Below are 24,324 nucleotides of genomic sequence, written 5' to 3' on the forward strand. Positions count from 1 at the left end.
CAGCACTCGCCGATTCATGCAGCTCGCCCCTACGCTGTGGCGCAGGGGCGAGACTGAGCCTGATGAGAGTACCTGCGAGCGACTCGCCCGTCGCACTGTGCCGAGCCGCTCGACAGTGCTAGATTGGCTGCCAGCATTTTCATTCACCCTGCAGATCCGTTAACCACAAGGACGGCAACCGTGGCCCAGCATTCAGCTTCTCCCTTCCTCCCCTCCTCTCTTCCACCCTTGCTGCAGGATCAGGCCCAACGCCAGTGGCAGCGGCTGGTCGAGCTGGCGCCCGACTATGATGCCCTGCCCGATGCGATTCGCCAGACCCTGCTGACCCTGCTCGGCCTCTCCGACTTCGTCTCCGACTCGCTCATCAAGCAGCCCGAGCTGCTGACGCAGATCCTCGCCTCCGGGGATCTCGAACAGTCCGAACGCTGGCCCGCCTATCAGCGCGATCTGACCGCATTGCTTGCCGAGGTGAGTGATGAAGAGGCACTCAAGCGCACCCTGCGCCAGTTCAGACGTAGCCGCATGCTGGTGATCGCCTGGCGCGAGCTGCTGGGGCACGCCGCGGTAGAGGAGAGCTTTATCCACCTCACCAAGCTGGCGGATGCCCTGATCTGCTCCGCCCGCGACTGGCTCTACGAGAAGCAGTGCGGCGAGCTGGGCACCCCCATGGACGGGGATGGCAACCCGCAGCCGCTGCTCATCCTCGGCATGGGCAAGCTCGGCGGCGGCGAGCTCAATTTTTCCTCGGATATCGATCTCATCTTCACCTTCCCCGAGAACGGCTACACGGTCGGCGGACGGCGCGAGCTGGCCAACCAGCCCTTCTTCATCAAGCTGGGGCAGCGGCTGATCAACGCCCTCCACCAGCCCACCCAGGATGGTCAGGTGTTCCGGGTCGACATGCGGCTGCGCCCCTTCGGCGACGCGGGCCCGCTCGCCATCTCCTTTGCCGCCATGGAGGATTACTACCAGCATCACGGCCGTAACTGGGAGCGCTACGCCATGGTCAAGGCGCGGGTACTGGGGCCCCAGTGCGAGCACGCCGTTGAACTCGCCGAGATGCTGCGCCCCTTCGTGTTTCGCCGCTACATCGACTTCGGCGTCATCGACGGCCTGCGCCAGATGAAGGCGATGATAGCCGCCGAGGTGCGCCGCAAGGGGCTGGAGGGCAACATCAAGCTGGGGGCTGGCGGCATTCGCGAGGTGGAGTTTATCGCCCAGGCGCTGCAGCTGATTCGCGGCGGTCGCGAGCCCGCCCTGCGGGTGCGCCACCTGCCCGAGGCGCTGGCCGCCATAGCCCTGTGCGGCGCCCTCGAATCCGCCCATTGCGACCGCTTGCTGGTGGCATATCGCTTCCTGCGCCGGGTCGAGAACATATTGCAGGAGATAGGCGATCAGCAGACCCAGACCCTGCCCACCGAGGAGCGGGATCGCCAGCGGCTCATCGCTGCCCTCGGCTTTACCGACTGGGCTGCCTTCATGACTCATCTGGACGAGGAGATGGCGGCCGTCCATCAGGAGTTTGCCGCCGTGGTGGGCGAAGAGAAGGAGGCGCCCGCCCATCTGGAGCAGCTCTGGCTCGATCTCTGGCGCACCGAGCTCGATGCCGCCGAGCTGGAGAAATTGCTCATAGCGCAGGGCGTCAAGGATCCGGTTCCACTCTGCGGTGCCCTGCTGCGTTTCAAGGAGGAGTACAAACGCCGCCAGGTGGGGCCGCAGGGGCGCATCGCGCTGGACTGGCTGATGCCGGAGCTGCTGCGTCTGGTGGTGGCCAGTGAGCAACCCGCCCGCCTGTTCGAGCGGGTGTGCGAGCTGCTGACCCGCATCTTCACCCGCAGCGCCTATCTGCAGCTGCTGGCGGAGAACCCCGCCGCCCTGCGCCAGCTGGTACGGCTGTGCGACGCCAGCCATCTGGTGAGCGAGCAGCTGGCCCGCTATCCCATACTGCTGGACGAGTTGCTGGATCCCCAGCACCTCTACCACCCCACCCCACTCGATCAGTACAAGCCCCAGCTGCGCCAGTTCCTGCTGCGCATCCCCGAGGAGGACGTGGAGCAGCAGATGGAGGCACTGCGCCAGTTCAAGCAGGTGCAGCTGCTGCGCATAGTCGCGGCCGACATCGCCGGCGCCCTGCCGCTGATGAAGGTGAGCGACCACCTCACCTGGCTGGCGGAGGCGATCACCGAGGAGGTGGTCAATCAGGCCTGGGCCCAGATGAGCGAACGCTACGGGGTGCCGCCCGAAGTGGCTGTGAGCGGCCAGCGCGGCTTCGCCGTGGTGGCCTACGGCAAGCTCGGCGGCATAGAACTGGGCTACGGCTCGGATCTGGATCTCGTCTTCCTGCACGGCGGCGATCCCAACAGCTATACCGATGGCCGCAAGCCCATCGACAGCCGCCAGTTCTACCTGCGCCTGGCCCAGCGGATCCTGCACCTGTTCAGCACCCGCACCCCATCCGGGATCCTCTACGAGATCGACATGCGGCTGCGCCCCTCCGGCGATTCGGGTCTGCTGGTCTCGTCGCTGTCGGCCTATGAGCAGTACCAGCAACACGAGGCCTGGACCTGGGAGCATCAGGCGCTGGTGCGGGCCCGCCCCATCTACGGGGACGAAGCGGTCATCGCCGAATTTGCCCGCATCCGCCGCGCCGTGCTGGCCAAGGAGCGCGACCTGCCGACGCTCGCCCGCGAGGTGCGCGAGATGCGCCACAAGATGCGGGATCATCTGCTCAAGGCGGGCGCCGGGGAGTTCGACCTCAAGCAGTCCCCCGGCGGCATGGTGGATATAGAGTTCATCGCCCAATATCTGGTGCTGGCCCATGCCTGCGGCGAGCCAGAGGCCCTCACCCGCTGGTCCGATAACGTACGCATCTTCGATGAGTGCGTCATGGTGGGGGTACTGACCCTGGAGCAGGTGGAGGGGCTGAAACAGGCCTATCTGGAGATCCGCAACCGGGGCCATCGCCTCAACCTCTCGGAGATCTCCCGCAAGGTGGGCGACGACCAACTGCAGCCCGAGCGCGGCCATGTGCTGGCAGTCTGGCAACTGCTGTTGGGAGAGTGAAGCAAGGCTCGGCTGGAGCAATGAAAAGGGGCGCTGCGGCGCCCCTATTCATTATGAATGTCAGCCCCTGGCCCAGCTTTCTTTCATATAACACTCAATAGCGGTGAGCTGGATCCTGTTTCAGGCATGCCAACCTTGGCATCGTATGGCACTTTGCTGAATATAAGCAGAGACAACCTGTGTCTATGTCATCACCCTGTTTCTGCCCCGATATGACGGGGATGAATATCGACTCAACAGTGCCAGCCCCAGTCTCCATGCAGAGAGGAAAAAATGGATTTTTCAGAACAGCTACAGAGTCTCGCCAAAAAGATTGCTCAACAGTCATCGATGATCACCACTGAAGAAGCAACCAAGAACGCGTTTGTCATGCCATTTCTCAACCGTGTACTCGGTTATGATGTGTTTGATCCCACGGAGGTGATTCCGGAATTCACCGCAGATACGGGGATCAAAAAAGGAGAGAAAGTTGACTACGCCATTCTCAAAGATGGGCAAGTACAAATCCTGGTTGAGTGTAAAAAATATAGTGAAAAGCTGTCAGCCAAGCACTCGGGTCAACTCTTTCGCTATTTTTCAGTCACCAATGCTCGGATCGGCATTCTGACCAATGGTGCACAATATGAGTTCTATACAGATCTTGATGCGCCAAACAAAATGGATGAAAAACCATTTTTAACGCTGGATCTGGAAGATATCGATGAACACATAGTGCCTGAGGTATTGAAGCTGACCAAGACCTCCTTCGATGTTGAATCTGTGGTCGATGCAGCAGGAGAGCTAAAATACCTCAGCCAGATCAAGAAACTGCTAGCCGAGCAGTTTGGCTCGCCAGAAGAGGATTTTGTTAAGTTCTTTGCATCCCGGATCTATGACGGCGTACTTACCGCAAGGGTAAAACAGTCATTTACCGATATCACCAAGAAGGCTCTCAGCCAATTCCTCAATGACAGCATCAATGCCAGATTGAAATCTGCGATTGGTAGCAGTGTCAGCGCCTCGGCCATTCCACCTGCATTTGATAGTGCCACATCAAGCGATAACAATGAGCCTGAGACGAATAATGAAGAAAAATCTAAGATAGATACCAGCATTGAGGAAGTAGAAGGCTTCAACGTCGTCAAAGCTATCCTGAGACAACAATTTGATGTAACCAGGATCGCGGCAAGAGACACCCAGAGTTATTTTGGCATCCTGCTCGACGATAATAACCGCAAGCCGCTTTGCCGGTTACATTTCAATTCGAAGCAGAAATATCTTGGATTATTTGATGCCGATAAAAAAGAAACCCGGCATCCCATCGGCTCAATCGATGAAATATTCACCTTTGCCGACCAGTTACTGACAGCCACTGCCGTCTACGAATAATCTTGGTTTGGGGGCGGATTAATTCAGCCCCCTTCAACCAAGTCTGCGCCAGATGCCTATCGCCCTCCGGCAAGGTCGATAAAGGTGCCGGTGGCGTAGGAGGCTTCATCCGACAGCAGCCAGGCGATGGCGGCGGCCACCTCGGCCGGCTGGCCGCCTCGCTGCAGCGGGATCTGGCTTTTCACTCTCTCCACCCGATCGGGTTCACCGCCGTCGGCATGCATCTCAGTGTGGATAAAACCCGGACGCACCCCGTTGACCCGGATCCCCTGCGCCGCCACCTCCAGCGACAAGCCTCTGGTCAGCACGTCTATGGCCCCCTTGGAGGCGGCATAGTCCACGTATTCACCCGCCGCGCCGAGGCGAGCGGCGGCCGAGGAGACGTTGACGATGGCGCCGCCACGGGTCATGCGCCGCACCGCCTCCCGGCAGCAGAGAAAATAGCCGGTCACATTGGTGGTCAGGGTCTTGTTGATGCGCTCGGCGCTCATCTCCAGCACCTTCATCTGGGGCTGCAAGATGCCGGCGTTGTTGACCAGATGGGTGATCACCCCGAGCCGCGCGTCCATCTCCTCGAACAGGCGCACCACCTCGGCCTCGACGCTGATATCCGCCTGCACCGCTATGCAGTCGACCGGATGTTGCGCCCGGATCTCGGCCACCAGCGCCTCGGCAGCCTGCCGATCACGCCGATAGTTGATGCAGAGGTGATAACCCTGCCCCGCCAGATGGCGGGCTGTGGCGGCTCCAATCCCCTGGCTGCCACCCGTGATCAGCACATTCCTGTTCATTGAACCTCCTTGTTCTTCAACCTGGCTGCCGGTCAGGCAGTCAAGCCATGATCCATCACCCGCGTCACCAGCATCCGGTTGAACTGCTGGTACTCAGCGGGGTTGATGGGATTTGGGTAGCTCAGCACCCGCAGCCCGTGCCCCTGATAGTCGGGATGATAGGGCGGGTGCACATGGTCATGGTCGTTGAGGCAAAAGCCCAGCGACTGGTAGAAGCGCAGCCGCCGGATGGCAATCTCATCCTCTGGCGGGTCTATCTCCAGGATGACGGTGCACCCCGCCGTCTCGCAGAAGGCAGCGAGCAGGCGGGAGCCATGGTTCTGGCCGCGCAGGGCCGGATTGATGGCCAGATGCTCGATATAGATCTGCTCGCCGCAGGCCCACCAGAAGATAAAGCCCAGCAGCTGCTCGCCCTGATAAAAGAGCTGACAGTGAAAGTGAGGATCCGCCATCTTGACCTGCTGATGCTGCGGCTGGCGTTGCTCGTAGCGCGGGAAGCTGCTGCCATAGATCTGCCAGACCAGAGGCCAGTCCGGATGGGATATCTCTCTCACGACTTCACTTCGACTCATTCATCTACTCCTTGGTAAACCAACAGTGATATCACCTTTGGGCCAAGGCTACCTCCCTATTTTTAACCAGAAGCAACCGGTCTTTCTTGCTGCCAGCCCCACTCAACAGTGAGCAGCCAGGCCCAGACACACGGACGAGCGGCAGCAAAGAGCCCGCACGGGGCGGGCTCTGAATGACAATGAAAAGGGGGATAACTACTTGAACAGCCCCTTGAGCAGCTGATCCGCCACCCCCTTGACGCCTTCGCTGTCGGCCTTGTCCCCCAGCAATTTTTTCAGGCCGCGCTCAGCCTCCTTGCGGGCCTTCTCCTCCAGCAGCTTGTTGTTGCCGAGCAAGGCTTTCACGTCGAGCCGGTAGCTGGGAGCCTGCCAGTGACCGCCGATGCGCACCGGTATGGTGATCTCGTTGAGCTCATCCACATCCTTGCCGCCCTGGCCCTTGCTGCTCTCGACGATGGAGGTGAGGAACAGGAAATCCAGGGTCTCCGGCACCAGAGCTGTCTGGCCCTCGCCTTTCACCCGCAGGGCCGGAGCAAACAGCTGGATGTCGTTGGTGCGGGCCACGCCGTTGGCAATCTGGAAGCTGGCGGTGAGGGCGCTGAAGTCGGTCTTGCGAGCCTCCTTGACCTGCTCGACCCCCTTGCCGGTGAGGGTGGCCCGCGCCTCGCGGATCATCTCCGCCAGGTTGATGCCGTGCAGGGCACCATCGCTCAGCTTGAGGCTCACCTTGCCCTGCATCTGGCTGCGCAGCGCCTGCTCAGACAGTCCCGAGCCCTGCACCTGCACTTCGAGATCCCCCTTGCCCTCCAGCAGATCGCTCTGGGCCAGAGTTTGCAGCAACGGGCGCACATTCACCCCCAGCACCTGCTTGTGTACCTGGTAGCGGGCAGGTTGCTGACGGGCATCGAGCACGCCGCTCGCCGTCACCTGACCACCGGCCACCCCTGCGCTGAACTGCTTGAGGCTGAGCTGACCACCCGCCAGCGCCAGCTGCAGATCCACGTCGCTCAAGTCCAGTCCCTTCAGCAGCAGGCTGCCCAGTTGCAACCGACCGGCCAGATCAAACGCCTTGAGGGCGCTCAGATCGGGCTCCACCGCCGAGAGTGCCCGGGCCACAGTGGCGGGGGCTGCACTCTTGTCCATCGCCTTCACGGGAGACGAAGGAGCCGACGCTACCGCCTGGGTCGCTGCCGGTTTGCCGAGCCAGGCGTCAAGATCCAGTTTCTCCCCTTTGAGGTCTAACGCGACCCTGGGCACGGCGCCAAGCCGCACAACCCCCTCTCCGCTCAGCAGCGTCTTGTCGGCATCCAGCACCAGCTTGCTCAGGGTGATGGTCTGCTTGTCGAGCTCGGCGCGGGCAAAGCCGGCCAGCTTGAGATCCAGTTGCGGGCGCGGCAGGGCCGAGCCTTGCAGCTTGGCGGCCAATACCGCATCCGACACCTCCAGCAGTTGCTGCCCCTGATCGAGCCGCGCCTTGAGGGTGCCCTCCAAGGTGCCGGCCAGGGTCGGTTTGTCCGCAGCCCCCTGTGCGCCGCTCAGGTTCAAAGTAAGGCTGCTCCACTGCCCCAGTGCCAGCCGGTCAGCCTTGAGGGAGAAAGCATCGAGTCGCTGCGTCGGCGCACTCAGGTTGCCGCTCAGGCTGAGCTCCTTGAGTTCGCTGGCTGTCTCCTCCCGGGCCAGCTTGAGCTGAGTCTGTCCCTTGATATCGAAGGCAAGATCCCCGCGCGAGCCCCTGGCGGCCAGGGTCACAGGCACCCACTGATCCACCACCAGCTGACCCAGGTTGAGGTCGAGCTGTTCGAGGCGGGAAATGGTGCCGTCGCGATCGTCCTGCAACAGGGCGCTGGCCTGCTCCAGCACCACACCCTGCAAGCTGATCTGCCAAGTCTGGCCATTGCTCGCAGGGGGCTGGCTCTGGCCATTTGGCGCGGGCTCACTGCCCTTTGCCGTCTCCGGCGTCTTGATGAGATCGCTCAGGTTGGAGCTGCCATCGGCTTTGGTCTGGATGAAGAGGTGCGCCCCGTTCAGCGTCACCTCGCCAATCTCCAGCCGGTGGGAGAGCAGAGGCAACAGGGCTACCGAGGCCTGTCCCAGCTCGAAGCGCACCAGATCCGGCTCGGCAAAACCGGCCGGGTTGCGAAGCGCCACCTGCTCGAGGGAGAGACCCAGGCTTGGCCAGAAACGCCAGCCGATATCCCCTTGTATCACCAGCTCGCGGCCCGTGCTCTTGCGCACCTGATCCACCAGCTGGGGCTTGAACTGATTGGGGTCGATCAGGCTCACCAGAGCGACTATGGATACCAGGGCTGCCAGCGCAAGCCCCAGCAGTATGTAGATGATCTTCTTCACGATGGACTCCTTGAATGCTGATCCTGTGACTGACTATACCACCGGGGGCGTGGCGGATGGCCCCCGTCGCCCGAAACCGGATCGCGGCGAGACAGGGATGGTCGCAGCCGGGGGCAGACAACGAAAAGGGCCCCGCAGGGCCCTGATCTCACAGGGTAACCGGCAGTTGCCGGTAACCCATCTCGCATAGGTCAAGGTTGGCGCGGCAGTTGTAGGTAGCCCATCTCATGGAGGGTAAAGGCATAGATGTCCGCACTCTGCTCGATCAGCTTGGCCACCGGTGTGCCAGCCCCGTGCCCGGCATTGGTCTCGATGCGAATGAGCTGGGGGTTGGGCCCTGTGTTGTCGGCCTGCAGGGTGGCGGCAAACTTGAAGGAGTGAGCTGGCACCACACGGTCGTCGTGATCCGCCGTGGTCACCAGAGTCGAGGGGTAGCTGACCCCGGCCCGGACCTTGTGCAGCGGCGAGTAGCCCTTCAGATAGTCGAACATGGCTTCGCTGTCGGCACTGGTGCCATAGTCGTAGGCCCAGCCCGCCCCGGCGGTGAAGGTGTGATAGCGCAGCATGTCGAGCACACCCACCGCCGGCAGGGCGACCCGCATCAGATCCGGGCGCTGGGTCATGACGGCCCCCACCAGCAGGCCGCCGTTGGAACCGCCTCTGATGGCCAGCCGGTCGGTGCGGGTGTAACCCTCGGCCTTGAGGTATTCGGCCGCGGCGATGAAGTCGTCGAACACGTTCTGCTTGTTCATCCGGGTACCCGCCAGGTGCCAGGCCTGGCCATACTCGCCACCGCCACGCAGGTTGGCCACCGCATAGACGCCCCCCAGATCCAGCCAGTTGGCGACCGAGACGCTGAAGCTTGGGGTCAGGCTCACGTCAAAACCACCATAGCCGTAGAGGATGGTCGGGTTGCTGCCATCAAGCTTCAGCCCCTTGCGGTAGCTGATGATGAGCGGTACCCGGGTGCCGTCCTTGCTCTGGTAGAAGCGCTGTTCTGAGACGTAATCCTCCGGTTTGAACGGTGCCGCCGAGGCGCGATAGAGGCTGATGGCCCCGCTCTTTGGCTCAAACTTGTAGAGGGTGGGCGGCTGGGCATAGTTTTCGAAGCCGAAGTAGAGCGCGGGATCATCCTGCTTGCCGTTGAAGCCGCTCACGCTACCGAGCCCCGGCAGCGCCACCTCGCGCACCCGCTTGCCGTCATGGTCGAACTGTTCGACCCGGGCGGTAGCATCCACCATGTATTCGGCGAACAGGTAGCCGCTGCCGCTGTGCACCGTCAGCACCTGCTGACGCTCCGGGATAAGGTCGCGCCAGTGAGCCGGGCCCGGGTTGCCGGCCTCCACCGTCACCAGCCGGCGGTTGGGGGCATCCCGGTTGGTCAGCAGGTAAAGCGTGCTGCCCTTGTTGTCCACCAGGCTCACATCTGCAGCCAGATCCCCCTGCACCGTCAGCAGCGGGGCACCCTCACGGGTCAGGTCCTTCACATAGAGGCGGTTGCCCGAGGTGGAGTCCGCCGCCGAGATGAGCAGGTAGCGATCATCTTCAGTCACGGTCGCCCCCACGTAGCGGTGCTGCTGGGCCGGGATGGCGCCGAACACCAGGCGGTCCTCCTCCTGCGCCGTGCCGAGCCGGTGGAAGTAGAGCTTGTGCTGATCTGTCCTGGCCGACAGCTCGCTGCCGTCCGGCTTGTCGTAGCTCGAGTAGAAGAAGCCCTCGTTGCCAAGCCAGCTGATGCCGCTGAACTTCACGTCCCTGAGGGGTGTCTCCAGCGGCTGTTTGCTCTCCACGTCCATCAGGTGGATCTCGCGCCAGTCGCTGCCGGCCAGCGACAATGAGTAAGCAAGCGTCTTGCCGTCCCGGGAGAAGCTCAGCTGATCCAGCGCCGTGGTGCCATCGGGGCTGAGCAGGTTGGGATCGAGGAACACCTCGGCCGGCTTGCCCGCCAGCTGGCGCCACAGCACGTTCTGGTTCTGCAGGCCGTCGTTCTTGAAGAAGTAGTGGTAGCGCCCCTCGCGAAACGGCGCCCCCTCCTTGGCGTAGTTCCAGGAGGCGGCCAGCTTGCCCTTGATGGCATCGCGAAACGGGATCTGCGCCAGGTAATCCTGGGTCACCCGGTTCTGGGCCCTGACCCAGGCTTCGGTCTCCGGGCTGCGATCATCCTCCAGCCAGCGGTAGGGATCGGCCACGGCCTGGCCGAAGTAGTGATCCACCTGCTCGCTCTGGCGGGTAACGGGGTAGTGAAGGCGCGCTTTCCCTGACATGGCATCCTCTTTGGTTGACTGGCCGCTGCAGGCACTCAGCAGTGACAGGGCCAGCAGGCTGACAATGGCTCGCATCGATGCGGCTCCCTGCGGTATCGGTGAAACAGGCAGGGTAGCAAAGAGTGCCGGATGGCCCAACCCCCCACAGGCTTGGCTGGCGGATGCCACTTCCCTCTGAGCCGACACTGGCATGGCTGAACGGAGTCATATGAATTTTTTCGCTTAGGTTTGCCACTTTATTTTGTTTGTTATCCGGCACTTGGGTCACAGGATGGAATAAGCAACTGACTCAGACGACTCATTCAGGATAAAGCATGCCGTACAGCTACCTATCACATCTGCGTTGCAGCAAGACAGGCGAGATCCATGATGCCGACCAGCCCCAGCAACTGAGCCGGGCAGAGGCGCCTTTGCTGGCAAGCTACGATCTCGAGGCCCTGAAGCAGGCCTGGCGACCGGCCGATCTGCTGGGTCGCCCCGCCAGCCTGTGGCGCTATCACGAGCTGCTGCCGGTACGCGATCCCGCTCACGTCGTCACCCTGGGGGAAGGGCTCACCCCGCTCTTGCCCCTGCCCACCCTCGGCAAGCAGATCGGCATACCGGATCTCTGGATGAAGGATGAGAGCATCATACCCACAGGATCCTTCAAGGCCCGCGGCGCCGCGGTCGGCATCTCCCGTGCCCGCGAACTCGGCGTCACCCATTTCGCCATGCCCACCAACGGCAATGCCGGAGCAGCCTGGGCGCTCTACGGTGCCCGCGCCGGCCTGCGCAGCACCATAGTCATGCCACAGGCGGCCCCCGCCATCACCCGGCTGGAAACCTCATTGGCCGGTGCCCGCCTCTATCTGGTGGATGGCCTCATCAGCGACGCCGGTCGCCAGGTCGCCCAGGCGGTGGCGGAGCAGGGGTTGTTCGACGCCTCCACCCTGAAGGAGCCCTATCGCATCGAGGGCAAGAAGACCATGGGGTTGGAAATAGCCGAGCAGTTCGGCTGGACGCTGCCGGACGTGATCCTCTACCCCACGGGTGGCGGCGTCGGCCTCATCGGCATCTACAAGGCGCTGCTGGAGTTGCAGGAACTGGGCTGGATCAAGGGCGACCTGCCCCGGCTGGTGGCGGTACAGGCGAGCGGCTGCGCCCCCATAGTGCAGGCCTGGCAGCAGGGGGATCGCGAGTCGCGCTTCTGGCCCGACTCCCAGACCCTGGCCTTCGGCATCAATGTGCCCAAGGCGCTGGGGGATTTTCTGGTGCTGGACGCCCTCTATCGCACCGAGGGTTGCGCCATCGCCGTGGATGAGCGGGCAATTACCGCCGAGATCCGCCAGCTCGCCTCCCAGGAGGGCAGCTTCGTCTGCCCGGAGGGGGCGGCCGCCTTCGCCGCCGCCCGTCAGCTGCGCGAAGCGGGCTGGATCCGGGAGGGCGAGCGGGTGGTGGTGCTCAACACGGGGGCCGGCATCAAGTACCCGGACGCCATCACAGTGCTGCCCCAGCGGCTGCGCCGTGACGGGAGGATACCGGCATGAGCTTCGACTGGTCCTTTGTCCTCACCACACTGCCGGCGTTCGGCCAATCGATCTGGGTCACGCTGCAGCTCGGCGCCATAGTGATCCTCACCTCGCTCGCTGTGGCTTTGCTCAACGTGACCCTGCTGAGCCTGCACAGGCCCTGGCTGAACAGGGTGATCCGCGCCTATGTGGAGCTGGCCCGCAACACGCCGCTCTTGATCCAGCTGTTCTTTCTCTACTTCGGGCTGCCGGCCCTGGGGCTGTCGCTGTCAGGTTTTGCCACTGCGGTGATCGCCATGACCTTCCTCGGCGGTGGCTATCTGACAGAGGCGCTGCGGGCCGGGGTACAGGCCGTACCCACCAGCCAGCTGGAGGCGGGCCGGGCCATAGGTCTCTCCCGCTGGCAGTTGCTGCGCCACGTGCAGCTGCCCCAGGCCTGGCTCGCCAGCCTGCCGGCGCTGTTTGCCAATTTCATCTTTCTGCTGAAAGAGACGACAGTGGCCTCGGCGGTGGCCGTGCCGGAGCTGCTCTACACCACCAAGAACTACATAGCTCTCTACTACAAGACCTACGAGATGCTGGCTGTGCTGACCCTGATGTGCGTGCTGATCTTCCTGCCGCTGTCGCTCGCCCTGCGGGTCGTTGAAAGGAGGCTGCAACATGGTCAGTTCGGTCACTGAGTCGCTGGTACAGGCTTGGATCCTGATGAGAAAGCAGAGCACCCCATCATCGTCATCACTCGCCCTGCGTGGATTGGAAAGGAGGGTTCAATATGGCCGGTTCGGTTACTGAGTTGTTGACGCAAGCGCTGCCTCTGCTGGCCATTGGCGCAGGCCAGACCCTCGCCATTTCGCTGCTCGCCATCCTGTTCGCCACCCTGGGCGGCGTCGCTTACGGCGTGCTGGCGCAACAGGGAGGCCGGTTGGTGCGGGGGCTGCTGCGGGTTTATCTGGAGCTGTTTAGGGTGGTGCCCGTGCTGGTCTGGCTCTACCTCTTCTTCTTCGGGCTGCCTATCTTCTTCGGCCTCGATATTCCGGCCTTCTGGTGCGCTGTGCTGGTACTCGCCCTCTGGGGCGCCAGCGAGGTGGGGGAAGTGGTGCGCGGCGGCCTGGGATCCCTGGCTCGTGGTCAACAGGAGGCCGGGCTGGCGCTCGGGCTCTCGACCTGGCAGCTCTATCGCCACGTGCTGCTGCCCCAGGCGTTGCAGCGGCTGACGCCGCCGACCATCAACATCTATACCCGCATCATCAAGACCAGCTCGCTGGCGGTGCTGATCGGGGTGGTGGAGGTGATCAAGGTGGGCCAGCAGATCATAGAGCGCACCTATGCCTCCGTGCTCATCTACGGCCTGCTGTTTCTGTTCTTCTTATCGGTCTGCTATCCGCTCTCGCTCGCCTCGCGCCGGCTGGAGCAAAAATGGGGTAATGCGGTATGACACCTCTGCTTGAACTCAATGCTGTCAGCAAACAATTCGGCCAAAACCGGGTACTGGATCGGGTCAGCCTCAGCGTGCGCGCCGGGGAGGTGATCGTCATCCTGGGGCCGAGCGGCTGTGGCAAGAGCACCTTGTTGCGCACCCTCAACGGGCTCGAGCCCATTCAGGGGGGCGAGATCCGCTTCGACGGCGTGCTGCTGGATGGTGCCACCGACTGGCAACGGGTACGCCAGCGCATCGGCATGGTGTTCCAGAGCTATCACCTCTTCCCCAACCTGACGGTGCTGGAGAACGTGCTGCTCGGCCCTCTGCAGGTGCAAAAACGGGAGCGGCAGGAGGCCCTGCTGCAGGCGGAGCAGCTGCTGACCCGCATCGATCTGTGGGAGCGGCGTCACGACTATCCGCGCCAGCTCTCCGGCGGCCAGCAGCAGCGCATCGCCATCGTGCGGGCCCTGTGCATGAACCCGCAGGTGATGCTGTTTGACGAGGTGACCGCCGCCCTGGATCCCGAGATGGTGCAGGAGGTGCTGGAGGTGATCCGGGATCTCGCGGGCAGCGGCATGACCCTGCTCATCGTCACCCACGAGCTGGCGTTTGCCCAGGCGGTGGCGGATCGCATCGTCTTCATGGATGGCGGCCACATTCTGGAGCAGGGCGCCCCCCACCAGTTCTTCGACAACCCCAGGAGCCAGCGTGCACGCCAGTTCCTCGCCAAGTTTTCTTATACAAATGTCATCAAACGAAAGGAGTCAGCATGAAAAAAATCACCTCGGTTCTGTTCAGTGCCCTGATCGGCCTGGGCCTTGCCAGCGGCGCCGCCCAGGCGGCGGACGGTTCCCTCGCCAAGATCAAGGCCCGCGACAAGCTCATCGTCGGCGTCTTCACCGACAAGCCGCCGTTTGGCTACGTGGATGAGAAGGGAAACTACGTGGGCTTCGACACGGATCTCGGCCGCCGTTTCGCCAAGGATCTGCTGGGGGACGAAAACAAGATCGAATTCGTGGCGGTCGAGCCCGCCAGCCGCATCCCCTTCCTGCAGAGCGACAAGGTGGATCTGATCCTCGCCAACATGACGGTAACCCCGGAGCGGCGTCAGGTGGTGGACTTCACCAACCCGAACCTGCGAGTGGCGGTGCAGGTGCTGGTGCCGGAAGGGAGCCCGGCCAAAAAGCTCGATGATCTGGCCAGCAAGACCCTGATCGTCACCACGGGCACCACGGCCGACATCTGGCTGACCCGCAACCACCCGGACTGGAAGGTACTCAAGTTCGAGAAGAACACCGAATCCCTGCAGGCGCTGGCCCAGGGTCGTGGCGATGCCTACGCCCAGGACAACCTGGTGCTGTTCAGCTGGGCCAAGGAGAACCCGGGCTATCGCGTTCTGCCCCAGAAGCTGGGCTCGGAAGATCCGATCGCACCGGCGGTGAAGAAGGGCAATATCGAGCTGCGTGACTGGGTCAACGACCGTCTCGCCAAGCTGGGGGAAGAGAAATACCTGCTCAAGCTCTATGACCAGTATGTGCGTGAGAAACTGAGCGCCGATACCGATCCCAACGACGTGATAGTGGAAGGAGGCAAGTGGCAGGGCTGAGCCAGCCAGAAGTGCTGAGAGTGTGAAGTGTGAAGTCTTGGTTCCGTTGGTCCGCAAACCGCAAGGTTTGACCTTTCAGGCGTCCCCCTCGGGTGGCGCCTTTTTTCGCATGCGAAAAAGAACCGGGCCACGGGGCCCGGTTGAAAACCCGCGCAGAGCAGGCTGTGTCACGTCGATGACACTGTTCAGGCTGCCGGACTGGCACAGGGTGCCGTCTGGCCAATCCGCCCCGGGTGCCGAAGAGGGATGAACTCCCGCCCCCGCAGGCGAATGGGGTGGCGCGCCAAGGCGCCGAAGAGTGTGCTTACTCCCGCTCCAGCGCGTGGATAGGGTCCATCCGTGCCGCCCGCCGCGCAGGGAAGAAGCCGAACAACACGCCAATCAGGCTGGAGCAGAGGAAGGCCGCCAGCACGGCGCCCGGGGAGTAGCTCATGGCAAACTGGCTGCTGAAGTGCGCGAACAAGATGCCAACCAGCAGGGCGAGCAGCACCCCGGCCACCCCGCCCAGCAGGCAGACCAGCACGGCCTCGATCAGAAACTGCTGCATGATGTCGCCGGCCCTGGCCCCCACCGCCATCCGCACGCCGATCTCGCGGGTACGCTCGGTCACCGACACCAGCATGATGTTCATCACCCCTATGCCGCCCACCACCAGGGAGATGAGCGCTATCATGGCGATCAGCAGGGTCAGGGTGGCATTGGTGCTGGTGATGGTCTGGCGGATGCTGTCGGTATTGAGCACGAAGAAATCCTGAGTGCCGTGGCGCTGGCGCAGCAGCCGGGTGAGGCCGTCCTCGGCGGCGGCCAGCGCCACCTCATCCCGCACCCGCACGCTGATGCTGCGCAGATGGCTCTGGCCCAGCATCCGCTTCATGGCCGTGGTGTGGGGGATCCAGACGTTGAGGTTCTCATCGCTGCCAAACCCGCTCTGATTGCGGGCCACCACACCTATCACCCGGCACGGCAGCGTGCCCAGCAGGATCACCTGCCCGAGCGGCGACTCCCCCGCCGCGAACAGCCGATCCCGGCTGCTCGCGTCTATCACCACCTCCTGCGCCAGGCTGGCCACGCTGGCGGCATCGAACAACATGCCCTGCAGCAGCCGATAGCCGCGCACCTGGAAGAACTGCTCCCCCACCCCGTTTACCGTGCCTGAAACCGCCTGACTGCCCCGGCGCAAGGTAACGCTGGTGATCAGGCTGGGGGTCACGCTGTGCACGTAGTCGAGCCTGGTCAGGGCGTCGGCATCCTCGGCTCGCAGGGTCTGGATCGCCTCGGCCCGCCGATCACCGAAGCCGCTGCCGGGGAAGATCTCCAGGGTGCTGGTGCCCATGGCATTGATGTTGGCCAGCACCTGTTGCTGGGAGCCGCGCCCCAGCGCCACCACGGAAACCACGGAGGCGATGCCGATTATGATGCCGAGCATGGTGAGGAAGGTGCGCATCCGCTGGGCCTGCATGGCCAGCAGAGCCATCCTGAAGGCCGAGGTGAACCTGTCCAGCCAGCCCCGCCAGGCCGTCCGGCCAGTCCGCACCGTCTCCCGTACAGGCAGGGGTGTCGCCTGTCTCTGGCGGCGATCGGCCACCACGGCTCCGTCTTTGAGCTCTATGATGCGTTCGGCCTGCTCGGCGATCCCCATGTCATGGGTCACTATCACCAGGGTATGACCCTGACCATGCAGGGCCCGCAGTATGCCGAGCACCTCGGCCCCGCTCTGGCTGTCGAGGGCGCCGGTCGGCTCGTCCGCCAGTATCACCTGACCGCCGTTGATGAGGGCGCGGGCTATGCTGACTCGCTGCTGCTGACCGCCGGAGAGCTGACTCGGCTTGTAGTCGAGACGGGCACCCAACCCGAGCCGCTGCAGCAAGGCCTCGGCCCTGGCCTTTCGCGCATCGCCTGCCAGTCCGGCATAAATGGCCGGCAGCGCCACGTTGTCGCGGGCACTGAGATCCCCCAGCAGATGGTAGCGCTGGAAGATGAAGCCGAAATGCTCGCGGCGCAGGGCCGCCAGCGCATCCGCCGTCAGCTGGCCGGTCTCCTGCCCTGCGACCCGGTAGCGACCGCAGCTCGGCTGATCGAGGCAGCCCAGGATATTGAGTAGGGTCGACTTGCCGGAGCCGGAGGCGCCGACGATGGCCACCATCTCCCCCCGCGTTATGGTCAGATCGATCCCCTTGAGCACCTCGACTCGCCGATCCCCGTCGCCAAAATAGCGGCGGATCCCGTTCAGTTGCAGCAGTGGCTGGCTCATGCTCACATCCCCATGGGCGGGCCCATGCGCCCGCTCTGCTGACTCTGGGCCGTCGACTGGCTCACCACCACGGATTCCCCGGCCTCGAGGCCGCTCAGGATCTGGGCATCCACCTTGTTGTTGAGGCCCACCTTCACCTGCCGCCATTGGGGCTGGCCCGCACCATCCACCACCTGCACCCTGTCACCGCTCAGGGCGATGGCCGGGATCACCAGGGTGTCGCGCTCGGTCGCCAGCACTATGTGCACCTGAGCCGTCATGCCGATGCGCAGGGCCCCTTCGGGGTTCTCCACCTCAAACAGGCCGTTGTAGTAGACGGCCGTGCTGGTCGAGCTGCTGCTGGTCGTGTCGTCATTGATAGAGTCGGGGGCGGGCTCGATGGCGCGCAACCTCGCCTGGTAGCGCTGCTCCGGCGCCCCCAGCACGGTGAAGTAGATGGGCAGGCCGGCGCTGACCCGGATCACGTCCGCCTCCGAGATCTGCGCCTCCACCGTCATGGTGTCGAGCCGCGCCACCTTGACCATGGTAGGGGTGCTCTGCACCGCATTCACCGTCTGCCCCTGCTCCACCGGGATGGCCACTATGGTGCCCGCCATGGGGGAGACGATGCGGGTATAACCCAGATTGACCCGGGCCGTGTCCACCGCGATGCGGGCCTGCACGGATTGCGCCGTCAGCGCCCGGATGTCGGCACGGGTGGCGGTCAGGGTCGCCTCGGCGCTGTCGTAGTCAGCCTGGCTGCCGAGCCCCCGTGCCAGCACCTTGCGCTGACGCTCGAACACCAGCTGGTTGTTGCGCAGGGTCGCTCGGCGCGAGGCCAGCTGGGCCTGCACGTTGTCGAGGGCGGCTTCGGCATCCTTGAGGGCGTTCTGCTGGGTGAGATCATCGATCTCGACCAGCAGATCGCCCTGCTTCACCTGTTCCCCGAGCGCCACGTGCAACGCCTTGATCTGCCCCGACACCTGAGCCCCCACGCTCACCAGCTGCTGGGCCTGCAGGGTGCCGTCAGCCAGCACGCTCTGCTCCAGATCGCGCCGCTCGGCCGGGGTTGTGATGTAGGACGCTGCCGGCGCCGCATCGGACGGCGCAAACAGCCAGCCGGCCGCGAGCAGCAAGAGGGCTGGTGGCAGCAGGCGAACAACGAGGAGACGGGCAGGGACCATCACGGATATCCTTGGGTGTAACAAAGGGATGAAACAAGCCAGTGCAATCTACTCCAATGTCCGGTTAAGCCTCTTGCAGGGCAGTGTAAGGATTGCGTAAAAGCAGCTGTCAGCGGGCAGCGGACACGGGAAAATGGCGTCGACCCGAGATGGAGAAGAGTGATGAAGATCCTGCTGGTGGACGATGATCTGGAGCTTGGCACCATGCTGAGCGAATACCTGGGCGGCGAAGGCTTTGCCACCACCCATGTGCTGACCGGCAAGAGCGGCGTGCAACACGCCCTCTCCGGCAACTATGCCGCCGTGGTGCTCGACATCATGCTGCCCGACCTCAATGGCAGCGAGGTGCTGCGCCAGATCCGCCACGCCAGCCAGATCCCCGTCATCATGCTCACCGCCAAGGGGGACAACATAGATAGGGTGATCGGGCTGGAGATGGGGGCCGATGACTATGTGCCCAAGCCCTGCTACCCGAGGGAGCTGGTGGCCAGGCTGAGGGCCGTGCTGCGCCGGGTCGAGCCCGCGCCCGCCAAAACCGGCAAGGACAACAGCCTGCGCCTCGCCGGCCTGACCCTCTCCCCCGCCACCCGCCAATGTCACTGGCAAGCGTCGCCGCTGGAGCTGACCGCCACCGAGTTCAATCTGCTGGAACTGCTGCTGCGCTCACCGGAGCGGGTGGTCAGCAAGGATGAGCTCTCCCTGCACGGGCTAGGCCGCCCGCGCGAGCCCTATGATCGCAGCGTCGACGTGCACATCTGCAATATCCGCCAGAAGCTGCAGGCGCTGGCGGGCGAAGCCATCGGCATAGAGACAGTGCGCAGCATAGGATACCGGCTGGCATGATCCTCAAGGGGCGCCTGTTCTGGAAGATACTGTTCGGCTTCTGGTTCACCATCATAATGATGAGCCAGCTGCTGTGGGTGGCCTTCAGCCTCTATCGCCACGAGGGGCCACCGGAACAGCGGATGGCAAGGCAGCTGGCCGAACGCCAGCTGGACTCGGCCGCAGCTCTGCTGCAACGCCAGGGACCGACTGCTGTGGCGGCCCTGCAGGCCAGCTGGCCCATAGCGGAGCAAGGATTGCTGCGCCTTGAACCGGTCGAAACGGAGCAATCCACAATACAGAGCGGCCGTATCCTGTTGGGAGCCGATGGCCAGCACTACCGGCTCCACTACGACACCGCCGGCCTGCAACGGCAGCTGGCACCGCCCCAACCCCGCAGCGACTGGCTCAACATGCCGCCCCCCATGTGGTGGATCGGCGGACTCGGCGGCCTCTTCTTCAGCGCCCTGCTCGCCTGGCACCTGACCCGCCCCATGAACCGGTTCAGGCAGGGGTTCGAGCGCCTCGCCCAGGGGGATCTGGAGGTTCGCCTCTACCCTCTGATGCGGCGACGCCACGACGAGATCAGCGACGCGGCCCGCGACTTCGATGCCATGGCCGAACGGCTGCAACTGCTGGTGGAGAGCCGTGAACAACTGCTGCACGACGTCTCCCACGAGCTGCGTTCCCCCCTAGCCCGGCTGCAACTGGCCATAGGTCTGGCCCAGCAGGATCCAGCCAGGATCGAGGGATCCCTGGCGCGGATCCAGCTCGAGACCCAGCGCATGGACAAGATGATAGGCGAGCTGCTCACCCTCACCCGCGCCAGCCATGGCGAGCGGGACGGCGAGGAGTATTACGATCTGCAGGCGCTGGTCGAGGCTGTGGTGAGCGACACCCGCTATGAGGCGCAGCACCTGGGGGTCGAGATAAGGGAGCAGGCGGATGAGGAGGTCGAGTACACCATCTGCGGACAGGCGGAACTGATCCGCCGGGCCCTCGACAACGTGCTGCGCAACGCCCTGCGCTTCTCCCAGGCGGGGCAGATCATCACCCTGACCCTGCAGCGGCAGGGAGCAGAGTTTGTCATCGAGGTGGCGGATCAGGGCATGGGAGTGGATGAGAGCAAGCTCTCCAGCATCTTCGATCCCTTCGTCAGAATCGGTTCCCCCGTGGCAGGCAAGGGTTATGGTCTGGGTCTTGCCATCACCCGCAAGGCGATTCAGGCCCAGGGCGGGCGGGTCGAGGCCAGAAACGGTGAAGAGGGCGGCCTGATCGTCACCCTACATCTGCCGGGCTAGCCCCTTATTCCAGCTCAGCCATCTGGTCGCCTCGCTCGCAAGCTGTGAGGCAACTCATCCCCGCAATCTTTGCAGCTGGCCGATGGCTGCGCCCGTGGAACGGAAGGCAAACTCGGTGGGCGAAATCCCAGCCAGCTTGCGCCACTCGCAGGCGGCCACATCGTCGGCTGCAACGACGACAGGTTTGTGTGCCAGCTCCAGCAGGAAGACGGTATCGCAGGTGTGATAGACCACGTCATCATAGGGATAGACGTTGGCAAAGGAGCCGAGATAGCGAGGCGCCTCTCTCCCCAGATCCAGCCCCAGCTCCTCTTTCAGCTCCCTGACCAGTGCCTCCTCCAGCGACTCACCGGGATCGACAAAGCCGCCGGGCAGATCCAGCAAGCCCTTGCCAGGGTCTCTCCCTCGCACCGCAACCAGCACTTCATCCTGCCAGCACAAGGCCACCATCACGGCCGACGCCACATTCTGGAAAAAATGAAAACCACAGCCACAGGCAAACTCTTTCTCGCTGCGCTTTTGCAGCGATTTGACACCACAACGCGGGCAGAACATAGGGGCAAATCTCCCATTGGAAACCAGAGGGCATTGTATGCCGATGGCCTCGCCAAATGGAAAGGCTTGATGGGCCAAGTGCATAGCGCCCCTGGGCGATGAAACAAGAAGAAATGCAAAACGAGAAGAAGCCCAGTCTTTCGACTGGGCTTCTTGTTGGTGGCGGAGCGGACGGGGAGACGGACAGAGTCCGGCTCAAGCACAAGGGACAAAAGACCGGGACCGAGTTGCCAGTGGCGAGTCGCAGCCCTACCTAGTGTTCCTCACTTCCTTATTCCCGTTCGCAAATGCCAAAAAGCAAAAAGGCCTTCCCGATCGGGAAGGCCTTTCAATTTACTGGCGGAGCGGACGGGACTCGAACCCGCGACCCCCGGCGTGACAGGCCGGTATTCTAACCGACTGAACTACCGCTCCGCTGTCTGGTTAGCTTTTTGCTAAATTGTCTGCCGTCTCAACGAGGTGTCATCCTCTCGGCCAACGTCGTGATGTGCACGGCGCTGTTTAATTGGGTGCCTGGCAGTGTCCTACTCTCGCATGGCGAATGCCACACTACCATCGGCGCTACCGCGTTTCACTTCTGAGTTCGGCATGGGATCAGGTGGTTCCACGGCGCTATGGCCGCCAGGCAAAATCTTAATCTAGAAAGCTGACGTGAGTAACGACTGATTGGCTATTGCCTGGTCGCTATCACTGAATTAGGTAAGTAGTCTCGCACTTGCTACAAGTCTCAGAACACTTCTTGGGTGTTGTATGGTTAAGCCTCACGGGTAATTAGTATGGGTTAGCTCAACACGTCGCCGCGCTTACACACCCCACCTATCAACGTTGTGGTCTCCAACGGCCCTTTAGGACCCTCAAGGGGTCAGGGATGACTCATCTCAGGGCTCGCTTCCCGCTTAGATGCTTTCAGCGGTTATCGATTCCGAACTTAGCTACCGGGCAGTGCCACTGGCGTGACAACCCGAACACCAGAGGTTCGTTCACTCCGGTCCTCTCGTACTAGGAGCAACTCCCTTCAATCATCCAACGCCCACGGCAGATAGGGACCGAACTGTCTCACGACGTTCTGAACCCAGCTCGCGTACCACTTTAAATGGCGAACAGCCATACCCTTGGGACCGACTTCAGCCCCAGGATGTGATGAGCCGACATCGAGGTGCCAAACACCGCCGTCGATATGAACTCTTGGGCGGTATCAGCCTGTTATCCCCGGAGTACCTTTTATCCGTTGAGCGATGGCCCTTCCATTCAGAACCACCGGATCACTATGACCTACTTTCGTACCTGCTCGACCTGTCCGTCTCGCAGTTAAGCTGGCTTATGCCATTGCACTAACCTCCTGATGTCCGACCAGGATTAGCCAACCTTCGTGCTCCTCCGTTACTCTTTGGGAGGAGACCGCCCCAGTCAAACTACCCACCAGGCACTGTCCGCGATCCCGATTCAGGGACCTGCGTTAGAACATCAAACATACAAGGGTGGTATTTCAAGGACGGCTCCAGCGCAACTGGCGTCACGCCTTCAAAGCCTCCCACCTATCCTACACATGTAGGTTCAATGTTCAGTGCCAAGCTGTAGTAAAGGTTCACGGGGTCTTTCCGTCTAGCCGCGGGTACACCGCATCTTCACGGCGAATTCGATTTCACTGAGTCTCGGGTGGAGACAGCATGGCCATGGTTACACCATTCGTGCAGGTCGGAACTTACCCGACAAGGAATTTCGCTACCTTAGGACCGTTATAGTTACGGCCGCCGTTTACCGGGGCTTCGATCAAGAGCTTCGCTTGCGCTAACCCCATCAATTAACCTTCCGGCACCGGGCAGGTGTCACACCCTATACGTCCACTTTCGTGTTTGCAGAGTGCTGTGTTTTTGATAAACAGTCCCAGCCATCTGGTCACTGCGACTCCCAACTGCTCCATCCGCGAGGGACTTCACTGTCAAGAGCGAACCTTCTCCCGAAGTTACGGTTCTATTTTGCCTAGTTCCTTCACCCGAGTTCTCTCAAGCGCCTTGGTATTCTCTACCCGACCACCTGTGTCGGTTTGGGGTACGATGACTTGTAATCTGAAGCTTAGAGGCTTTTCCTGGAAGCAGGGCATCAATGGCTTCACCACCGTAGTGGCTTCGTCTCGTGTCTCAGTGTTGTGTCTCCGGATTTGCCTAGAAACACCACCTACGCACTTTCACCAGGACAACCGTCGCCTGGCCCACCTAGCCTTCTCCGTCCCCCCATCGCAATTACAAGTCGTGCAGGAATATTAACCTGCTTCCCATCGATTACGCCTTTCGGCCTCACCTTAGGGGTCGACTCACCCTGCCCCGATTAACGTTGGACAGGAACCCTTGGTCTTCCGGCGAGGAGGCTTTTCACCCCCTTTATCGTTACTTACGTCAGCATTCGCACTTCTGATATCTCCAGCATACCTCTCGATACACCTTCGCAGACTTACAGAACGCTCCCCTACCACTCACACATAAGTGTGAATCCGCGGCTTCGGTGCCTGGTTTGAGCCCCGTTACATCTTCCGCGCAGGCCGACTCGACTAGTGAGCTATTACGCTTTCTTTAAATGATGGCTGCTTCTAAGCCAACATCCTAGCTGTCTGAGCCTTCCCACATCGTTTCCCACTTAACCAGAACTTTGGGACCTTAGCCGGCGGTCTGGGTTGTTTCCCTCTTCACGACGGACGTTAGCACCCGCCGTGTGTCTCCCGGATATTACTTACTGGTATTCGGAGTTTGCATGGAGTTGGTAAGTCGGGATGACCCCCTAGTCCAAACAGTGCTCTACCCCCAGTAGTATTCGTCCGAGGCGCTACCTAAATAGCTTTCGGGGAGAACCAGCTATCTCCGAGTTTGATTGGCCTTTCACCCCCAGCCACAGGTCATCCCCTAACTTTGCAACGTTAGTGGGTTCGGTCCTCCAGTTGATGTTACTCAACCTTCAACCTGCCCATGGCTAGATCACCCGGTTTCGGGTCTACACCTTGCAACTAGACGCCCAGTTAAGACTCGGTTTCCCTACGGCTCCCCTATACGGTTAACCTCGCTACAAAATGTAAGTCGCTGACCCATTATACAAAAGGTACGCAGTCACCCCGAAGGGCTCCCACTGCTTGTACGTACACGGTTTCAGGTTCTATTTCACTCCCCTCACAGGGGTTCTTTTCGCCTTTCCCTCACGGTACTGGTTCACTATCGGTCAGTCAGGAGTATTTAGCCTTGGAGGATGGTCCCCCCATATTCAGACAGGATGTCACGTGTCCCGCCCTACTCGATTTCACTTCAA

At 62.1% G+C, this 24,324-nt stretch carries 16 protein-coding genes, 1 tRNA gene and 2 rRNA genes (1 of these 19 only partly in view); 9 read left to right on the plus strand and 10 right to left on the minus strand.

The genetic code is table 11. From position 1 onward, the window contains the following. Positions 1–180: 180 nt before the first annotated feature. Entirely contained in the window at positions 181–3,063 is a 2,883-nt protein-coding gene (glnE, locus tag CK910_RS01125; protein ID WP_098980717.1) for a bifunctional [glutamate--ammonia ligase]-adenylyl-L-tyrosine phosphorylase/[glutamate--ammonia-ligase] adenylyltransferase, read from the plus strand. Between the two features lie 273 nt (positions 3,064–3,336). Beyond that, a complete protein-coding gene (locus CK910_RS01130; RefSeq protein WP_098980718.1) occupies positions 3,337–4,431 on the plus strand; it encodes a type I restriction endonuclease in 1,095 nt (364 codons plus the stop codon). Between the two features lie 56 nt (positions 4,432–4,487). Here the strand turns inward: CK910_RS01130 and CK910_RS01135 are convergent, their stop codons facing one another. From CK910_RS01135 to CK910_RS01155, 4 genes are all read right to left on the minus strand, one after another. After that, the gene (locus CK910_RS01135) at positions 4,488–5,222 is read right to left on the minus strand and encodes an SDR family oxidoreductase (protein ID WP_098980719.1); all 735 of its coding nucleotides are present in this window, start codon (positions 5,220–5,222) and stop codon (positions 4,488–4,490) included. 32 nt (positions 5,223–5,254) lie between these two features. Continuing rightward, a complete protein-coding gene (locus CK910_RS01140; RefSeq protein ID WP_098980720.1) occupies positions 5,255–5,794 on the minus strand; it encodes a GNAT family N-acetyltransferase in 540 nt (179 codons plus the stop codon). 195 nt (positions 5,795–5,989) lie between these two features. Then, positions 5,990–8,143, minus strand: coding sequence for an AsmA family protein (locus CK910_RS01145; RefSeq protein WP_098980721.1), 2,154 nt, complete (start codon positions 8,141–8,143; stop codon positions 5,990–5,992). A 191-nt stretch (positions 8,144–8,334) separates the two neighbouring features. Further along, the gene (locus CK910_RS01155) at positions 8,335–10,482 is read right to left on the minus strand and encodes a prolyl oligopeptidase family serine peptidase (protein WP_098980723.1); all 2,148 of its coding nucleotides are present in this window, start codon (positions 10,480–10,482) and stop codon (positions 8,335–8,337) included. Positions 10,483–10,721: 239 nt separating this feature from the next. On the opposite strand from CK910_RS01155, the gene CK910_RS01160 reads away from it, so the two are divergent. The 5 genes from CK910_RS01160 to CK910_RS01180 all read left to right on the plus strand — a co-directional run bounded on the left by CK910_RS01160 (position 10,722) and on the right by CK910_RS01180 (position 14,941). After that, positions 10,722–11,933, plus strand: coding sequence for a threonine synthase (locus CK910_RS01160; RefSeq protein ID WP_098980724.1), 1,212 nt, complete (start codon positions 10,722–10,724; stop codon positions 11,931–11,933). Beyond that, positions 11,930–12,595, plus strand: coding sequence for an amino acid ABC transporter permease (locus CK910_RS01165; protein WP_098980725.1), 666 nt, complete (start codon positions 11,930–11,932; stop codon positions 12,593–12,595). Before CK910_RS01160 ends, CK910_RS01165 begins: the two co-directional genes overlap by 4 nt. Positions 12,596–12,687: 92 nt before the next feature. After that, positions 12,688–13,350 (plus strand): amino acid ABC transporter permease, encoded by a 663-nt coding sequence (locus tag CK910_RS01170; protein WP_043142248.1) that lies wholly within the window; start codon positions 12,688–12,690, stop codon positions 13,348–13,350. After that, positions 13,347–14,108, plus strand: a complete 762-nt coding sequence (locus CK910_RS01175) for an amino acid ABC transporter ATP-binding protein (RefSeq protein ID WP_098980726.1) — start codon at positions 13,347–13,349, stop codon at positions 14,106–14,108. Before CK910_RS01170 ends, CK910_RS01175 begins: the two co-directional genes overlap by 4 nt. Next, on the plus strand, positions 14,105–14,941 hold the full coding sequence (locus CK910_RS01180; protein ID WP_098980727.1) for a transporter substrate-binding domain-containing protein: 837 nt from the start codon (positions 14,105–14,107) through the stop codon (positions 14,939–14,941). The genes CK910_RS01175 and CK910_RS01180 overlap by 4 nt, the downstream gene beginning before the upstream one ends. A gap of 304 nt (positions 14,942–15,245) precedes the next feature. Here the strand turns inward: CK910_RS01180 and CK910_RS01185 are convergent, their stop codons facing one another. Both CK910_RS01185 and CK910_RS01190 read right to left on the minus strand, forming a co-directional pair. Beyond that, a complete protein-coding gene (locus CK910_RS01185; protein ID WP_098980728.1) occupies positions 15,246–17,192 on the minus strand; it encodes a MacB family efflux pump subunit in 1,947 nt (648 codons plus the stop codon). A 2-nt stretch (positions 17,193–17,194) separates the two neighbouring features. Further along, positions 17,195–18,355 carry an efflux RND transporter periplasmic adaptor subunit gene (locus CK910_RS01190; protein WP_098980729.1) on the minus strand — a complete coding sequence of 387 codons (1,161 nt, stop codon included), beginning with the start codon at positions 18,353–18,355 and terminating at the stop codon, positions 17,195–17,197. 162 nt (positions 18,356–18,517) lie between these two features. On the opposite strand from CK910_RS01190, the gene CK910_RS01195 reads away from it, so the two are divergent. Both CK910_RS01195 and CK910_RS01200 read left to right on the plus strand, forming a co-directional pair. Continuing rightward, positions 18,518–19,198 carry a response regulator transcription factor gene (locus CK910_RS01195; protein ID WP_098980730.1) on the plus strand — a complete coding sequence of 227 codons (681 nt, stop codon included), beginning with the start codon at positions 18,518–18,520 and terminating at the stop codon, positions 19,196–19,198. Beyond that, complete coding sequence (locus CK910_RS01200) at positions 19,195–20,478, plus strand: HAMP domain-containing sensor histidine kinase (protein ID WP_172955196.1); 1,284 nt, start codon at positions 19,195–19,197, stop codon at positions 20,476–20,478. Before CK910_RS01195 ends, CK910_RS01200 begins: the two co-directional genes overlap by 4 nt. 54 nt (positions 20,479–20,532) lie before the next feature. Here CK910_RS01200 and CK910_RS01205 read toward each other — a convergent pair whose 3' ends face one another. The 4 genes from CK910_RS01205 to CK910_RS01220 all read right to left on the minus strand — a co-directional run. After that, complete coding sequence (locus CK910_RS01205; protein WP_098980731.1) at positions 20,533–21,033, minus strand: NUDIX hydrolase; 501 nt, start codon at positions 21,031–21,033, stop codon at positions 20,533–20,535. A gap of 337 nt (positions 21,034–21,370) precedes the next feature. Further along, positions 21,371–21,447: transfer RNA gene (locus tag CK910_RS01210), tRNA-Asp, on the minus strand. A gap of 97 nt (positions 21,448–21,544) precedes the next feature. After that, positions 21,545–21,659: ribosomal RNA gene (gene rrf, locus CK910_RS01215) — 5S ribosomal RNA — on the minus strand. A 124-nt stretch (positions 21,660–21,783) separates the two neighbouring features. Continuing rightward, positions 21,784–24,324: ribosomal RNA gene (locus tag CK910_RS01220) — 23S ribosomal RNA — on the minus strand; it runs 349 nt beyond the window's last position.

The organism is Aeromonas sp. CA23 (genome assembly GCF_002587065.1).
Lineage (GTDB): Bacteria > Pseudomonadota > Gammaproteobacteria > Enterobacterales > Aeromonadaceae > Aeromonas > Aeromonas bestiarum.

Bases quoted from the DNA above. Each gene is read 5' to 3' on its own strand.
- CK910_RS01130 (WP_098980718.1), top strand. From the start codon at position 3,337: ATGGATTTTTCAGAACAGCTACAGAGTCTCGCCAAAAAGATTGCTCAA.
- CK910_RS01135 (WP_098980719.1), bottom strand. From the start codon at position 5,222: ATGAACAGGAATGTGCTGATCACGGGTGGCAGCCAGGGGATTGGAGCC.
- CK910_RS01140 (WP_098980720.1), bottom strand. From the start codon at position 5,794: ATGAGTCGAAGTGAAGTCGTGAGAGAGATATCCCATCCGGACTGGCCT.
- CK910_RS01155 (WP_098980723.1), bottom strand. From the start codon at position 10,482: ATGCGAGCCATTGTCAGCCTGCTGGCCCTGTCACTGCTGAGTGCCTGC.
- CK910_RS01160 (WP_098980724.1), top strand. From the start codon at position 10,722: ATGCCGTACAGCTACCTATCACATCTGCGTTGCAGCAAGACAGGCGAG.
- CK910_RS01165 (WP_098980725.1), top strand. From the start codon at position 11,930: ATGAGCTTCGACTGGTCCTTTGTCCTCACCACACTGCCGGCGTTCGGC.
- CK910_RS01170 (WP_043142248.1), top strand. From the start codon at position 12,688: ATGGCCGGTTCGGTTACTGAGTTGTTGACGCAAGCGCTGCCTCTGCTG.
- CK910_RS01175 (WP_098980726.1), top strand. From the start codon at position 13,347: ATGACACCTCTGCTTGAACTCAATGCTGTCAGCAAACAATTCGGCCAA.
- CK910_RS01180 (WP_098980727.1), top strand. From the start codon at position 14,105: ATGAAAAAAATCACCTCGGTTCTGTTCAGTGCCCTGATCGGCCTGGGC.
- CK910_RS01185 (WP_098980728.1), bottom strand. From the start codon at position 17,192: ATGAGCCAGCCACTGCTGCAACTGAACGGGATCCGCCGCTATTTTGGC.
- CK910_RS01190 (WP_098980729.1), bottom strand. From the start codon at position 18,355: ATGGTCCCTGCCCGTCTCCTCGTTGTTCGCCTGCTGCCACCAGCCCTC.
- CK910_RS01195 (WP_098980730.1), top strand. From the start codon at position 18,518: ATGAAGATCCTGCTGGTGGACGATGATCTGGAGCTTGGCACCATGCTG.
- CK910_RS01200 (WP_172955196.1), top strand. From the start codon at position 19,195: ATGATCCTCAAGGGGCGCCTGTTCTGGAAGATACTGTTCGGCTTCTGG.
- CK910_RS01205 (WP_098980731.1), bottom strand. From the start codon at position 21,033: ATGTTCTGCCCGCGTTGTGGTGTCAAATCGCTGCAAAAGCGCAGCGAG.